The sequence below is a fragment of the Nocardia sp. NPDC004278 genome (genome assembly GCF_053602975.1).
The window spans coordinates 220,909-235,733 of the sequence record NZ_JBSGEQ010000010.1 but is presented as its reverse complement, the minus strand read 5'-3'; the positions used below and the strand labels follow the sequence as shown (position 1 = coordinate 235,733).

Here is a 14,825-nt window from a genome sequence, read left to right as displayed (position 1 = left end):
GTGAGTGATCGCGGTGTCGACGTCGGCGAGGGCGGCGAGTCTGGAGCGTTCGGTGGCGCGGATGAGTTCTTCTTCGCGGACACGTTGTCGGGCACTGAGCTTCCTCTACTTTGGCGTGAACGTGGGGGACTGGCAGCGCAGACCGCATCAGGTTGCGATGCCCAGTCGATCAGTGATCGGGTCGTGGCACGGATTCTGGGCCATGTCTCAGGGGCAACGTCCAGGTGTCGGTCTGGGCATGAATTCGGGCAGAGTGAGGGCCGAGTGGGCCGGTCGTCCCTCCGTGGCGGGCATGGTGGTGAGATTGCGCAGCATGTCGTTGCGCTGTTCCAGGGCTCGAGCGGTGGTGGGGAAGAGTGTGGCGTCGCCCTCGCCGATCTGCTCCTGGTTCACGGTGACAAACTCACGGGTGTTGTGTTCGTAGGCGGCGAAGCCCGCGGCGGCGTCCCGGTCGGCCAGGGAACCGGCGAGCATGTACGCACCGACGAGCGCGAGGCTCGAGCCTTGTCCGGTAAGGAATGAGGGTGCGTACGCGGCGTCGCCCACCAGCGCGACTCTGCCGCTGGACCAGCGAGGCATGCGGATCTGGCTGACCATGTCGATGAACAGATCATCCGCGTCGCGCATGGCGGCGATCATGCCCGGGACTTCCCATCCCGCGTCGGCGAAGATCGCGGCGACCAGGTCCCGTTGGGCTGCTGGGGTACCGAACGCGTCGAATGGTGGTTCCGGGTGGGCGAAGTTCAGGAAGGCGTGAACTTCGTCGCTGTCCCCTACGGCGTAGAGAGCCGCGGCTCTGCCCGGGGTGTTCCACATCATGATCTCGTGGGAGAGGCCGAAGGTATTGCGCATGGTGAACCCGGCGAAGCAGTACCCGAGGTATCGGTGGAACTGCTCCTCGGGGCCGAACAGGAGCTCCCGGGTATGTGAGTGCAGACCGTCCGCGCCGAACACCATGTCGAACGTATGTCTGCTGCCCCCGCGGAAGGTGACGTCGACCCCGTGGTCGGACTGGTCGAGGGTGTGGATGGAGTCGTTGAACAAGAACTCCACGTCGTCACGGACCGCCGTGTAAAGAGCGTCGGTCAGATCTCCGCGCCGCACCTCGAGGTCCCGTCCCGCGACACTGCCGTCGACGGCATGCGGGTTGACCGAGGCCACCAAGCTGGCGTCCCCGTCGAGGAAGGTGAACCGACGTGAGTCGATTTGTGCATCCTGCAGTTGTGGCAAGATCCCCATCCTCCGGACGACCTCCAGTGCGGTGCCGCGTACGTCGATGGGGTAACCACCGCTACGAAGTGTGCCCGCCTTCTCCACCACCGTGACTGCGTATCCGTAGCGGTTCAGCCAGAACGCGAGGGCGGGACCCGCGATGCTGGCCCCGGATATCAGGACCTTGCGCCTCGGCGTGGTGCGGATATCCGTCAACAGATCGGTGCGGGTCATTGCTCGATTCCTTTGCGCATGGTGCGGACGACAAGCAGGGACAGCGCTGTGACGGCGCCTGCGATGACGAAGCCGGTGATGAACGCCGATTCGGCCGGGTCTTCCATCCCGGGGTGGGTCCCGGCGGTGAGGATGGCACCGCTGACCTGTGCGCCTACGGCGAAGCCGATCACGCGGGTCACCAGGACCAGGCTGGTGGCGATGCCGGTGTTGCCGTGATCGACAGAGGTGGCGGTCTTGACGACCATCGCCGTGATGCAGACACCACTGGCCAGGGCGATCAGCGCCTTGCCGATAATGAGGTGCCAGACCTCGGTGTGCAGGAACGCCAGGGCGACCAACGTGGCCGCCATGACGCCGATTCCGGCAGCGACCACGGCACTCGAGCCGAAACGTCGCGCCGCGACCCCGCCGAGCGGCCCGCTGATCGCCGCCGCGACGGCGCCGGGCAAAAGGTACCGCCCGATGTCGGTGGAGCTGGCCCCGAAGCCGTACTCGCCGGCGGACACCGCGAACAGTTGCGGAACGAGATACATCGATACCGAGGTACCCACGCAGACGGCGAATGTGATCGCATAGGAGCTCCACATCGCAGGCTGCGCCAGCAGGTGCAGATCGACCATCGGCGAGGGTGACCGGCGTTCGACAAAGATCCATCCGGTCACGAGCAGGGCCAAGAGTACGACGAGGGCGCCGAGCGCGAGTGGCCGGCTGCCGGCGCTGGGCGCCATCGAGAGCCCGAACATGAGCGTCAGCAAAACGCCGCTCAGGAGAACCAGGCCGGGCCAGTCCATCCTGGCATCCGATCGGGCTGGCGGATCGTTCGGCATCAGCTGGTGGACGAACAGGGTCGCCACGACGATCGCGATCGTCGGTATCGCGAACATCCAGTGCCGGGACAGCCCTTCCGCGATGGGCCCGGCCATCAGCGTCCCCAGCATGCCGCCGCCCACGAACAGCCCGCTGACCACCCCGATGGCCACCTGGGACTCTCCCGTTGGGAGGTGCTTGCGTACCAGGATGAACGAGAGTGGCATCGCGCCGACCATCGCGCCCTCCAGTACCTGACCGAGCAGCAGCACCGGCAGGTTCGGTGCCAGCGCGGACACCAGACCACCGGCCGAGACCACCGCCATCAGCCGGAGCATGACCCATTTCGCGCCGTAACGGTCACCGAGGTTGCCCGCGACGGGCGTGACGAGAGCGCCGGTGATGAGCATTGTGATGCTGAGTAGGGCCCCGCGAGCAGGACTTATCGATAATTCGCGTTGCAACAGCGGGAGCGTCGGTGTCACTACCGACTCGAGGGCCCCGGTGGCGGTTGCCAGCATGCCGAGGGCCCCGACAGCGGCTTTCCCGATGCGGACCGGGGGAGCCAGGGTTGTGGTCATGAACGTCCTTTTCCTCGCGGACATAGCGGCCATTGGTGAACCCGGGGAAGCGGTACCCGAGGTGGCTCCGCTGGACGGAGCGGGTGCGCATGTGCTGCACGGGTCTTGACCGAAGATTACACTACACCGTGCAGTGTAGTCGAGCTAAGATATGGCCATGCCGACCACGAAGACACTGCGCGAGGGGTCCACGCAGAAGCGGGCCGCCATCCTCTCCGCGGCCCGAGAACTGTTTCTGGCCGACGGATTCGACCGGTCCAGCCTCGACGCGGTCGCCGCCCGGGCCGAGGTGTCCAAGCGGACGGTCTACGACTACTTCGGCGACAAGCAGACGCTGCTGCAAGCAGTCGTCGATGCCGTCGGCCAGTCACTGATCACCACGGTCCGGCGCATCCTCGACGACACCCTCACCGACCACACCGACGCCGCCGACCTCGAGGACGTTCTGGTCACATTCTCGATGCGCATTGCGGACGACATGCTCGGCTCGGCGGAGTACGCAACGTTGCAACGACTGGTCCGGGCGGAACCCGGCCGCCAAGGCGAAAACCCTATGGCCGACACCCCTGACGAGGCGCTTGCCGAGCGGTTCGCCGCCTTCGCTACGGCCGGGCTGCTCGACGTCACCGACGCCAGACTCGCGGCTGACCAGTTCATCGCGCTGACCTTCGGGGTTGCGATCAACAGGTTCGGTTCCGCGAATGCCGTGGAGGACTCCCGCGTTCGGCCACTCATCGTCGAGGGAGTGCGGACCTTTCTCCGGGCGTACCGGGCCGAGTAGGGCGTGCGTGGATGTTCCACGCCCCAGGGCGCGGGACACTAGTTAAAGCGGTACGAGCCGACCCCGCGCAGTTCGGTCGTCACGGGAGGCTCGTCGCACCGAGCCTCGAGTTCGGTCCGGTATCGCTGGAATGCCGGTAGCCCGTACAACACCGCCGGTCCTTGGGGCACGTCCACGATCTGATGCGCTGCCGCAGTCCTGTGACCGGTGCAGTCCGATTGAGCCGGATTGCCGATCAGACGCTCAGCTACCTGGTTGACGGGTCTGTTTGCGGTGCAGGGTCCAGTGCATTTCGAGCCATTCCCGCTGCTTGTCGTTGACATCGATCGCCAACGGTTTCCGGTGCAGCTCACGGTAAATCGAGAATGCCTGGAATGGCTCGGCGACGTCGATCAGATCATCGCTATCGACCGCCAGGTCGCCTCGGTCGAAGAGGGTGTGTAGATCGCGGCGCAGCACGATTCCTCCGTGTTCGTGATGCTTGCCGACTTTGGCGTAGATGTAGAGGTGGCATGCGTCGAGCACACTGGCGTGCAGGTCTCCGGTGAACGCACAGCGTGGCCCATAGGCCCGCAGCAGTTTGTTTCGAAATACCGCTTGCCCCAAGCGAACCCGAACCGGCCGCTCGGTGTGACCACCACGGACCTGCTCGCCGGTCACATCCAATGGCGCCAGGTAGTCACCGCCCATGCGTTCATTCACCGCAGCGCGGAACTTGTTCCAATCCAGCTCACGGAAGCTGTTCTGGGAACTGTCCTTCACACACAGTGCGCGAAGCTCCTTGCCGCTCAATACTCCTGGCAGGTCAACCCATGCTTGTTCGTGACTGGAACGGAACAGTGTGGCCGGCGCGCGCTTCTTGCGGCACTGGCACGTCGAACTCGGCGCCGCAGTCGCAGCGGTACGTCGGCTTCGCCTTCACCCGCCGCTTGAAACCCGTTGCGTTGCAGCTGGGGCACCGACCGCGGTGCTTGGTCCGATCCCTGGGGCGGACCTGGCGGAAGTTCGGCACGAAGCTGTCCCAGCTGTAGTGCCGCGATGGGTCATCGTCGTACTTGCGACCATCCCCCAAGCGCACATACTCCGCCTTCGACATCACCAGACACGCACGCTGATCCGCCCCGAGCAGGTCCACCACGTTGTTTTCCATCGCTCCCCTCCGTGCAGGTGCACCGACACACTGCTGCACCGGTCGCGGTGATCAGTATGCCGATGGGCTCCGGACAACCCGTGCGACCGCCAGGTAGTCCAGCATGGATTGCGCTACGACACGGCGATCGCGCCGTTGCACCAAGCCGTGGTTGGAATGGGCGATGGTCTGCCCGGACGTGGGCCGACGCATCGCATGAGCCGCTCAACATGTCTGCGGCCCAACGAGATTCCCATATCGAGCCAGAGCTCGGAATGGACTTTTGGCGATTCGTATGTGCCGCGGGAGGGCGTGGATCTGGGTGGTCACTGTGGTCAATTCTGCATCGGCGACCGCGCGCCGGCGGTCCCCGGCCGCTCCGTTCATAGGGCCCGGACTCGGCCACGGGCAGCATCTGACACGAGATCGCGACCGGGACACCGGCTTCGGCGAGTTCGGTGCTGGCCAAGCCCTCACGTTGCCTGCGTCGATGTCGTTGCGCGCGAGCCAATTGCGCAGACACGTTTCGGAGATGTTCAGGCTCGCGGCGACCTAGTCGATCGAGCAGTCGCCGACGCGGGCCAGGTCGATCGTGCGTTGCCGGAATTCCCGCGGATGTGGTGGAGGCATCTGGACTCCTTCCAGAGACAGGTATCCCGCCTCACGACTGGTGTCCGGAAAGACCGATGGAACCTCAATCCCCTTAGAGCAACTAACCATCGATGACAGGCGCAGGGGTCTCGGAGCATGATGTATACAGACCGGTCTCTCACAACGGCGTAGCACCGCATCAAGAGGTTGATGGCTGGTTCGAGCGCAACTGGATCAGTTTGACTCTGATGAGCAGCTCAGATCACTTGGTGGAAGTGGCATTGACATGGAGATGACGCGAGGCGCCGACGAGTTTGGCTCCTTCTTGTGTGTCCTGAGTCGTTAACTCCTTGGCAGTAAGCGGCGGGTGTTTCGAGAATCTCGTCGGCGGTCTCGGTCCAGATGAATGGTTTGAGGTTGGCATTGCAGGCGTTGATCCAGGCTTGTGCACATGGAACCGCGGGTGGCGCAGCAGCCGCTTTTCGACATCGGCAATCTTGCGATTGCCGTAGTTGTCGCAGTCGAACTCGGCCAGCAGGGCGGTATCGATGATTTGAGGAACCGGAGGAACTCCTGATGGCGATGGCGCGCATAGTGTTTGGCGATAGCCGAGCCGCTGGCCAAGTTGAGCGCGGCGACCAATGCGTGTCCCGGTTGACCGGCTGCTATACCAGCGCCGTGATGATCACCTGCTTCACCTGTTCGTCGGTGATCTTACGCGCCGCACCCGGCTGTCGCTCGTCCGACGGCCCTCGAGCCATATCGCGTTCGAATCGATTTCTCCACTTACGCATCATTTCTCGCTTCACATCAACCTGCCTGGCGACCTCACTGTTGGTCCCCCATCCGCACAGGCCAGCACGATCCGCATCGAATCGTCAACGCCTGCAGGCGCTTTCAGTGCAGCGCTCACCCGCGGAACACAACCCGCTCGCTATCCGACAACTCCACAGGCTCGACCTGCGGCGGCATCCGGCGATCGTCGACCGCCAATGAACTCGCGGCTCAGGACACTAGAAATATCGGCACACACGGAATGGCTGATCAGCTTCCCGCGAACGGATTCATCACTCGGAATGGAGGCGAAAGAAAAATGTCATATACCGGACCGCATCGACAAGAACCTAAGACAGATGTGCGGTGGCATGTAACTGGCATATCGCCAGGCCAGGGAGGGGGAGAGTCCATCTTGCGTCCGTCCGCCTTGTCGCCTGACACGGTTATTCGTAGTCATGATTTTGGCATGTATCAACCACGCCTCGATCGACCGAATCCATATCCCGACATCTTCACCAGCGTGGTCGTGGAAAAGGCGGTCCAATCCGTTGACTTCTATCTCGTCTGGTAAATTCAAAGGAGCTGAAGCCATGAGACTTGCTGTACTTGCAGATGATGCAGGCGAAATCATCGCCATCGCAGTGTGTCGCCGATCTGATACAGGCGAGGTTGGAACATTCACGGAAGAAGTCGAGATCAAGGCAGAAATTAGCCGTTCCGAACTGGACGCCGCCCGTGGGCGTTCTGGTTCCAACTATCCGGCGGATGACCTGATAACGTCGGAGATCATAGAGCTGGCACCCGAACTTCAACATATGAGTCTCCGTGAAATCCAAGAACAGATGGTCCTTGAACGTCGAGGCCGAGGCCCATCCTTAGCTCGGCGGGCAAGTTCGAGCTAATTCGACGGACGGCGCGCCGGGATGCTGGCTCGCCCTCAGCTGTGGCCTGTTCTGGCGTACCGGCCCGCCAATGAGAACAATCTAGCGAGCGGAGAAGTGGCTCGCGGCAACGGGGCGGACGAATGGCACGTGGTTGGGCCGGTTCTCCACCTTTTGGCTATTAGGCGCGTGCATCGTGGACCACCGAATCGCGACGGCAGGGTTTCTGGGTCTACAGAGGGGATGGCACGAATATGATAGTCGAGGTCGAAATCGATACCGCTACGCTGGTCGCGAGTTTTCGAGAACAGATGCGCCAGAAGCTCGCATGCCAGTTGGTCGAGTTCCCCGTAGGGGAAGTCCGTGAATGGATCACCGGATACGAGATCGGCGATACGAGGCTGCGCCGTTCGCAGGCGGACAATGGTGAGGCATGCGCGCACGTCGATCCCACCGATCCGGGGAAAGTCACAAAGCTGGTGATCCGGACCATTGAACTCGTTCAGCACATCACCGTGTTCACATGTGGGCATACTGCGCTGGTCCAAGCGAATGGTGGGATCGGGCCGATCGTGCCGATACAGATAGACGTAATCTTTACCGTTGAAACCGATTCTTGTGGTTCGATGCGTAATCTGTGTTTCCGATACGCAACAATTGACCCATACTTGTCCGAGGTAGATCAGGCCATACGTTCCCTAATTTCCCCCAATTGCATCGCACTTCCAATCGATAGCGTGCTCAAGCAAGCGGTGCCCCAGTGCCCGCGGCTGATCAACTCACATATGATCCTCGGCCCCAACGACAAGTCGGTTGTCATCCGAATGGAATTCTGGGACGCGGTCTGGGAGTCGCTGACGGGCGAGTCCGCCAAAACGCTGCCCTATTGGCAGCGCTTCTATGCGGGGGTTGTCGCCCAACAACTCCAACCTAACGAGCAGTGGGCGGTTTTTGTAGATCAGTCCGCGCTTGTGTATCAGGCGCGTGCGCTGGTCAAGGACAGCTTCACGGCCTCGGCGAACACACGACTGCGTTCGGGTCCGTTCGGTTCCTGGAGCAATAACGGTGGTGTCGGCCGGATCTCTGTCAAGTTCAACGGCGACTCGATCGACGCGTGCCGGTGCGTAACCAAGGAGATCGATGTCAACGCCGACGTCACACTTGACATCGACATGTCGGTACCGAGGCCGAACACGCTGCGCCAAGACGTATGGTTGGACGTCTCGCCAAACTTTTGGGACTCCGCGTGCTGCGTTGCGACCGCGACCATGTTCTGGCCGATCGTTGGCGCCGAGCAGTTGAAGAAAGAGAATATCAACGAAGGAGAATATCTGCTCGGGTTCCTACCTTTCGTCGCACTGGTGGGCGCGCTCGTCCAAGTCCTCGGTGCATCGTCCAAACTGGATCCGCCAACTGATTTCACAAAGGATGACGAGGACGGTGACCATCTATTCCGCGAGCAGCCTCTCATCCTCGGGGGCGATCCCTCGTTTGGGACGATGACACTCACCTCCGCGCGCCCCGTGGATGAGTCGCAGAACAATGAGGCGCGGGGATTGTTGACTGCCGGAACAGTCACCATCAGGACACGCCGACTTCCGACGCTGGCCGATATTGAACGAGTGGAATTCAGTTGGGGATCGGGCAGTCGCTGTTCGAATACCCTTGGCGTGCATGCGTTGTTCGATCTGGAGGCGACGCTGCCAGGGGACCAGGCACTTCTCTCCCTGTGTGGATTCGAGGTGATCGACGACCCGCTCGGCGTCTTCCGCAAGGCTGTCACCTACGATCGCGATAGCGGCAATCGCCATTGGCTGCGTGTCGGCGTGCCAATCCACGCGCTTACGGAGACCTATTTCCGCAATCCATATCCATGTCGGATCGTAGTGCGAACCAACGGCGGTATTCGCATTGTCAGCATTACACCACCTGAACGACTGAGTATCGAGCGAGTGCGCGAGATGGAGAAGGAGATCCAGATCAGGTACGTCAACGACTGCCAGAACCCCAAGCACAAAATCTTCGAGGAGCGCGAATGGCGGGTCGACCCGCCGATGGACAAAGAGGGCGCGTACGTGTGGCAGATCGATGTCAAGGGCCTCGGTGCCGCAGAGCACGTGCGAATCGTCGATTCAGGTGGAAAGACGCTGGGCGTCGCAATCGCTGATACCGACGGTGCAGCGTTGCTTACCGCCCTGGCGTCGGTCAAGGCCGCGGATCCGGCGCTAACCGTCATCCGTGAGGTGAGTCGGGAACACGGCTTCGCCGATGTCCCGCAGTTGGGCATGACCCCCTCAGCGGAGCACGCCGCATTGCAACAAGACATGCCCGGGCCGGCGACGATGGCTGGGGATCAATACGCTGACCGGAGCGTAACCCTGCGGCAGACGCGGCTCCTCCAGGGCAAGACGATCCCGATATCGGGTCGGTGCCGCCAGATTCTGCCGTTCATGTCGGGCCGATCATCGGTTCTGATCGCAGTGACCTCCGGACTCGTCGAGGCGTTCGATGTCGATCACACCGACCAGCCGGCGCTTGCATGGTCGGCGGGCATCCCGGGCGCACGCGGCATCGTGGATTGTGATGGCGGACTATATGTTTGGGGGGATCGAGGAATCGGGTTACTCACGCAATCAATCACCGGCCGAGTCCGGTCGCTAGTTGACTGGAGCGACGAGACTCCGGTGCGACGTGCGATCTGTGCAAATCAGCGCCTCTGGATTCTGGGAGACGGACAGCTGGTCGCTCATGATCTGTCCCTCGCCGAAGTCGGCAGGATCGACGCGGAAGAGGCCAGCGACGTCCTCGCGATTGGAAGCGCTGTTGTGCTGGTCGAGGCCGGAGGTATTCGCATCGTCGATGGGAATGGGTCACAGTTCCGCAAGGAAGGCAAACTGCAGTCGACTGGCGAGGCACGGCGCGTCGCAGCTGTCCCAGCTTTGGGTCCGCGGCCACTGCTTGCCCTCATTTTTGATGATCATGTTGACCTTGTCCGTCTGGGAAACGAGACGTTGGAACCGGCCGGCCGCTATGGTCCAACACCCTGGTTCCTCGATGTAGTTCGGTTCGGCCGGTGGATGGCCGCGCCGACTCGGGACCGCCGCGCAATAGCGCTTGTAGAAGCGGTGGCGACCGCTCTGGATTGAGTGCCGAAGGAGCACCACCTTACTGGTCGTTGCCCGGAGGCGAGCCGCACGAGCAGGGACCAGTCGGTCAACTGGCGAACTCGCCGACGCGATGTGGGTCCGGCTCGGCGAGTCCGGCTTGGGTTGCCGGGAGAGAACCCGCACTGTCGACTGTCACGGCTCGAGGCTTTCATCAGTTGTTGCGATCGTCCTCGTGCAGCAGTCGGTAGAAGACGGGCTCGTGATCCAGGAGCGCCATCATGAGTGTCGTCGGGCCCCGGTATGCGGCTATGGCAGGGGTGTTCGCACATCACCGATGTCCCAGTAGAGCTGGGGCGCCGCCGTGATTGCTATAGAATTGCTGGATAATTCGAGCCTGATCGAAGGCGATTTTGCACCCGTTGTATCGGGGGTGCGGTAAGCAGTGCGCGGCTGCGCGGCGGCCTTGCGCGGAACTTCAACACGAGGGCGGGGTTCCATGACAGACGTCGACTATTGCGTAGTTGGTGGGGGATTTGCCGGATTGACGGCGGCGCTGCGGCTGAAACAGGCGGGGCGATCGGTGGCGCTGCTGGAGGCTCGCGACCGGCTCGGCGGGCGCACGTTCACCGAAGTGCGCGCGGACGGGTCCTGGATCGATCGGGGTGGCGCCTGGATCGGGCCGGGGCAGGACCGGATCTATGCATTGATGAACGAGTTCGGGGTATCGAGTTACCAGCAGTACACCGACGGCGAGGCCATGATGATGGTCGACGGCAAGCAACATCGCTATACGGGCACGATCCCGTGGACGATGAGCCCTTGGGCGGCAATGAACCTCGGTGCGGTGCTGCTCGAGCTGGGACATATGTGCAAGTCGATTCCGCTGGAAGCCCCGTGGTCAGCGAAGAATGCCGACAAGTGGGATCGGGTCAGTTTGGCGCATTGGCTGGATAGCAACACGCTGTCCGGGCCCGCCCATGAGCTCCTCGATACCGCGATCGCTGGCTGTTATACCTCCGACGCCTCGGAGGTGTCGTTGCTGTTTGTGCTGTACCAGATGGCGTCGGGCGGCGGGCCCGGCTTCGTCTTGGGAGTCAAGGACAGCGCCCAGGATGCTCGACCGGTCGGGGGGATGGGTGCCATCTCCGGGCCGATGGCGGTTGAGATCGGTGATTCGATCCACCTGTTGCAGCCGGTCCGGCACATCCATCAGGATGCCGACGCAGTGACGGTGCGCTCCGACGAGTTGACCGTGCGGGCACGCCGGGTGATCGTGGCGGTTCCCCTGGCGATTGCAAGCCAGATTATTTACGAGCCGATGCTGCCGGTCGATCGATCGTTCTTGCATCAGCGGATGCCGAGCGGCTCGATCGTCAAGACTGCTGCCGTGTATGACGAACCGTTCTGGCGCAGTGACGGGTTGTCGGGACAGTCGGCCGCCCCGGGGTCGCCGGCAACCATCACTATCGATGCCTGCACGGACACCGGGCGACCCGGGATCATGTGTGTGATCACCGAGGGGCCCATCGCGCGGCAGATCGGACTACTCGATGAGGCCGAGCGGAGGACGGCAATACTCGGTGCACTCGTCGAGCGGTTCGGCGACAAGGCCGGTTCACCCGTCGACTACATCGAGCAGAACTGGAGTGTCGAGCGTTACTCCGGTGGCGGGATGCTCAGTCACGCACCGACCGGTGTGCTGACGCAGTTCGGTCATGCCCTGCGCAAACCTTGTGGCCGCGTCCATTGGGCCGGAACGGAGAGTTCTGCGGTCATGTGTGGTTGGGTCGATGGGGCCATTCGCTCGGGTGAGCGGGCAGCGAGCGAAGTAATGGAACACGAAACTGTGACCGTGGCCGGAGGAAGGTCGCGCTAGGTGATCTTCGTGTAGGTCAGGTCGAAGTCCGTCTTCCAGGTCCTGCGGTCCTCGGCTAGCTCCCAGCGCCCCCGGATCGTGGTCCCGTCGTCGGAAAATCTGCCGGTGAATCGCTGTGCGAACGGCTTGCCGTCGCGGTGCAGCGTCCAGCTGCCGTCGGTCAGGGTCATCTCGTAGATTCGCTGGACGTCCCGGTCGTCGGTGTAGAGCTGGTAGTAGGTGTCGCTCATTCCATCGCAACCGATGACTGCGACGCCGTCGGGAGCCTCGGGCAGGTCGATATGCCAGCGTTGGACCAACAGCGGTGTGCCCGTGAGCCATTCAAAGGTGACGCGGCCCGCACCCGGCCACGGCGGCCCGCCGGGAGGTCCGGCCTGCATTGTCCATTCCCCGACGAGGACCTGCAGGCGCTTGCGTGCCGATTCATTGGTGGACTGGTTCATCGTGCTCTCCTCTCCAGTGGATCACTGATATCGACGCCGCGAGACGATCGGACTCATCGGTACCCGAGCCCGAGACCAGACGGAGGTCAGTGGCCAGGAGGTAGGGATTCGGGTTCGGGGAGCCGGGTTCACCGCCTGCGAGCCATCTTGGACGGCCTGCCCGGGAGCGCGGTCGAGCAGTCCGGCTCGTGGTCCAGCGATTTCGTCGGGAGATGCCGACGTCGGTACTCCAACCGAATCCTTGCGGGTGACGAGTTCTGCTCGATCGTCACGTAGCGTGTCACGGAGGTGAGCTGACGACCCACTGCTGCGCGTTGATGTTGCGGCGAGATGCGGTCTCGGCTATCGCGCCGATGGTATGAGCACGATTCTGCCGAACACCTCGCCAGCTTCCATTTTCTGGTGGGCCACAACGGCCTGATCCAGGGAAAGCACCTCGTGCACAACTGCTTCCAGCTCGCCACGACCTGCGGCAGCGAACAGTTCGGCGGTCGCGGCCGATCGCTCGGGTGCGGGCACGGTGTCGGCACTGAAGGTCGCGAACGACATCGACTTCCGGAACGCCGCGACCATCTCCATACCGAAGTCCGCCGGTGGCATGCCTGCCATCGCGCCGACGGCCACCATGCGACCGTTCGGCTCGAGCCTGGCGAAGAACGAAGGCAGATCCGACCCGCCAACGATGTCGAGGATGAGGTCGTAGCCCGCGGGAGCGTCCTGTGCATCCCGGCCGGCGCGGTCGAGCACGTGGGTCGCGCCCAGCTTGCGCAGGCGAGCGCCACGCTCGGCCGACGAGGTCGTGACCGCCACCGCGCCGGCACCGCCACGAGCCGCGAGCTGGACCGCCATGACCCCGATACCACCGGCCGCGCCGCGCACCAGCACCGACTCACCGCGAGCGAAGTGGGCATGGCGCAGGGCGAAGTGGGCCACCATTGCCGAGCTGCCGAGCGTCACTGCGTCGACGGCCGACAGGTCCGCCGGGAGAGGGACGAGCGTCTCGGCCGATGCGACCGCCTGTTCGGCATAGCCGCCGCTCTCATCCGTGAGCGCCCACACGCGCCGGCCGACCCATGCGGTGTCGACGCCCTCGCCGACCTCGGTCACGGTCCCCGCGACCTCGCTGCCGAGGACGCGACCGGGTATGGCGCCGTACGTGGCCAGCGCGCCGCTTCGGATCAGGGCGTCGAGACCACCGACGCCGATCGCCTCGGTCGTGATCGACACCTGCCCGGCGGCCGGATGCGGGTCGGGGAGGTCGACCACCGCGAGCACTTCGGGACCTCCGAACGCTGGGACCATCACTGCTTTCACCGGTTTCTCCATGTTCTTCTCGATTGGAACCAACCAGCGGACCGTAACGGACGGCCCCGTCCGTTTAGCTAAAGTGAGAGCGGTGACTGCCCATTTGCCTCACGCACAGCGTTCGGACGCGCGTGACAATCGCGAACGCATCCTCGAGGCGGCTCGCACGGTATTTGTCAGCGCCGGCCTGGATGTGCCGATGCGGGAGATCGCCCGGCGGGCCGGGGTCGGACCCGCGACCCTCTACCGCCATTTCCCGACCAAGGAGATGCTGGTCGCCGAGGCGCTCACCGATCAGATGCTGGCCTGCCGGTGCATCGTGGACGAGGGGCTCGCCGACCCGGATCCCTGGCACGGCTTCTGCCTCGCGATCGAGAAGCTCTGCGAGCTGCTGGCACGCGACCACGGCTTCACCGCGGCCTTCATGTCCGCCTACCCGCATGCGCTGGATTTCGCTGCGATCCGCACGTCCTCGCTGACCGGTGCCGCCGAATTGATCCGCCGCGCCAAGGACACCGGGCGCCTGCGCCCCGACATAGTGCTGGACGACCTCATCCTCATGATCATGGCCAACAACGGCATCCACGCGAGCACGCCGGCAGCACGCATCGCGGCCTCCCGACGCTTCGCCGCCCTCATGATCCAAGCGTTCCAGGCTTCCCCCGCGTCTGCACCACTGCCGCCGGTACCACGATTGATGCCCGCGGTCTCGGTACCCCGACACAAAACCAACAGACCAGACGCATGGTGACCAGGCGGCGCCTCAACGCCATGTCATCGGCTAGTTAGACACTGGTGTCAGGATCGGATCCCGGCCAGGTGCCCGGCGGGATGCTCCCTCATGCGGCTGCCCACCGTCGCGATTGGTGTGGCTCTCTAATTGGCTTGCCTCCCACCGGGTGCCGTGCAGGGAGTGGCTGGAAAGGGGTCTGCCCAAGCTCGAACTAGCGGTGTCCTCCCGCACGGACACCACACTTCGCCGATCATGGGAGAGACAGGGCGATGACCGTCGTTATCGGGATGGATCCGCACAAACGCTCGGCCACCATCGAAGCCATCGACTCCGCCGGCCGTGTTCTGGCCACCGGCCGATACGCC

At 63.3% G+C, this 14,825-nt stretch carries 11 protein-coding genes; 5 read left to right on the top strand and 6 right to left on the bottom strand.

What is annotated here, in order from left to right; genetic code table 11:
- Window positions 1-207 precede the first annotated feature (207 nt).
- Together ACWEO2_RS18420 and ACWEO2_RS18415 are read right to left on the bottom strand one after the other, a co-directional pair.
- Window positions 208-1,446, bottom strand: coding sequence for an FAD-dependent monooxygenase (locus ACWEO2_RS18420; RefSeq protein ID WP_452406409.1), 1,239 nt, complete (start codon window positions 1,444-1,446; stop codon window positions 208-210).
- Entirely contained in the window at window positions 1,443-2,837 is a 1,395-nt protein-coding gene (locus tag ACWEO2_RS18415) for an MFS transporter (protein WP_452406408.1), read from the bottom strand. The genes ACWEO2_RS18420 and ACWEO2_RS18415 overlap by 4 nt, the downstream gene beginning before the upstream one ends.
- Before the next feature lie 157 nt (window positions 2,838-2,994).
- On the opposite strand from ACWEO2_RS18415, the gene ACWEO2_RS18410 reads away from it, so the two are divergent.
- Window positions 2,995-3,618 (top strand): TetR/AcrR family transcriptional regulator, encoded by a 624-nt coding sequence (locus ACWEO2_RS18410; RefSeq protein WP_452406407.1) that lies wholly within the window; start codon window positions 2,995-2,997, stop codon window positions 3,616-3,618.
- A gap of 243 nt (window positions 3,619-3,861) precedes the next feature.
- On the opposite strand, the gene ACWEO2_RS18405 is transcribed toward ACWEO2_RS18410, so the two are convergent.
- Entirely contained in the window at window positions 3,862-4,410 is a 549-nt protein-coding gene (locus tag ACWEO2_RS18405) for an HNH endonuclease (RefSeq protein WP_452406406.1), read from the bottom strand.
- Between the two features lie 13 nt (window positions 4,411-4,423).
- Entirely contained in the window at window positions 4,424-4,768 is a 345-nt protein-coding gene (locus ACWEO2_RS18400; RefSeq protein WP_452406405.1) for a hypothetical protein, read from the bottom strand.
- Window positions 4,769-6,705: 1,937 nt separating this feature from the next.
- Between ACWEO2_RS18400 and ACWEO2_RS18395 the strand changes: the two genes are divergently transcribed.
- The 3 genes from ACWEO2_RS18395 to ACWEO2_RS18385 all read left to right on the top strand — a co-directional run bounded on the left by ACWEO2_RS18395 (window position 6,706) and on the right by ACWEO2_RS18385 (window position 11,979).
- A complete protein-coding gene (locus ACWEO2_RS18395; protein WP_452406404.1) occupies window positions 6,706-7,017 on the top strand; it encodes a hypothetical protein in 312 nt (103 codons plus the stop codon).
- Window positions 7,018-7,250: 233 nt separating this feature from the next.
- Window positions 7,251-10,142, top strand: coding sequence for a hypothetical protein (locus ACWEO2_RS18390; RefSeq protein WP_452406403.1), 2,892 nt, complete (start codon window positions 7,251-7,253; stop codon window positions 10,140-10,142).
- Window positions 10,143-10,599: 457 nt separating this feature from the next.
- Window positions 10,600-11,979 carry a flavin monoamine oxidase family protein gene (locus tag ACWEO2_RS18385; RefSeq protein ID WP_452406402.1) on the top strand — a complete coding sequence of 460 codons (1,380 nt, stop codon included), beginning with the start codon at window positions 10,600-10,602 and terminating at the stop codon, window positions 11,977-11,979.
- Here ACWEO2_RS18385 and ACWEO2_RS18380 read toward each other — a convergent pair.
- Together ACWEO2_RS18380 and ACWEO2_RS18375 are read right to left on the bottom strand one after the other, a co-directional pair.
- Window positions 11,976-12,422: a hypothetical protein gene (locus ACWEO2_RS18380; protein ID WP_452406401.1), complete on the bottom strand. Its 447-nt coding sequence runs from the start codon at window positions 12,420-12,422 to the stop codon at window positions 11,976-11,978. The genes ACWEO2_RS18385 and ACWEO2_RS18380 overlap by 4 nt on opposite strands.
- A gap of 342 nt (window positions 12,423-12,764) precedes the next feature.
- Window positions 12,765-13,736: a zinc-binding dehydrogenase gene (locus ACWEO2_RS18375; RefSeq protein ID WP_452406400.1), complete on the bottom strand. Its 972-nt coding sequence runs from the start codon at window positions 13,734-13,736 to the stop codon at window positions 12,765-12,767.
- Between the two features lie 10 nt (window positions 13,737-13,746).
- Between ACWEO2_RS18375 and ACWEO2_RS18370 the strand changes: the two genes are divergently transcribed.
- Entirely contained in the window at window positions 13,747-14,478 is a 732-nt protein-coding gene (locus ACWEO2_RS18370; RefSeq protein WP_452406399.1) for a TetR/AcrR family transcriptional regulator, read from the top strand.
- Window positions 14,479-14,825 lie beyond the last annotated feature (347 nt).

Bases quoted from the DNA above. Each gene is read 5' to 3' on its own strand.
- ACWEO2_RS18420 (WP_452406409.1), bottom strand. From the start codon at position 1,446: ATGACCCGCACCGATCTGTTGACGGATATCCGCACCACGCCGAGGCGC.
- ACWEO2_RS18395 (WP_452406404.1), top strand. From the start codon at position 6,706: ATGAGACTTGCTGTACTTGCAGATGATGCAGGCGAAATCATCGCCATC.
- ACWEO2_RS18415 (WP_452406408.1), bottom strand. From the start codon at position 2,837: ATGACCACAACCCTGGCTCCCCCGGTCCGCATCGGGAAAGCCGCTGTC.
- ACWEO2_RS18380 (WP_452406401.1), bottom strand. From the start codon at position 12,422: ATGAACCAGTCCACCAATGAATCGGCACGCAAGCGCCTGCAGGTCCTC.
- ACWEO2_RS18390 (WP_452406403.1), top strand. From the start codon at position 7,251: ATGATAGTCGAGGTCGAAATCGATACCGCTACGCTGGTCGCGAGTTTT.
- ACWEO2_RS18400 (WP_452406405.1), bottom strand. From the start codon at position 4,768: ATGGAAAACAACGTGGTGGACCTGCTCGGGGCGGATCAGCGTGCGTGT.
- ACWEO2_RS18370 (WP_452406399.1), top strand. From the start codon at position 13,747: ATGTTCTTCTCGATTGGAACCAACCAGCGGACCGTAACGGACGGCCCC.
- ACWEO2_RS18385 (WP_452406402.1), top strand. From the start codon at position 10,600: ATGACAGACGTCGACTATTGCGTAGTTGGTGGGGGATTTGCCGGATTG.
- ACWEO2_RS18410 (WP_452406407.1), top strand. From the start codon at position 2,995: ATGCCGACCACGAAGACACTGCGCGAGGGGTCCACGCAGAAGCGGGCC.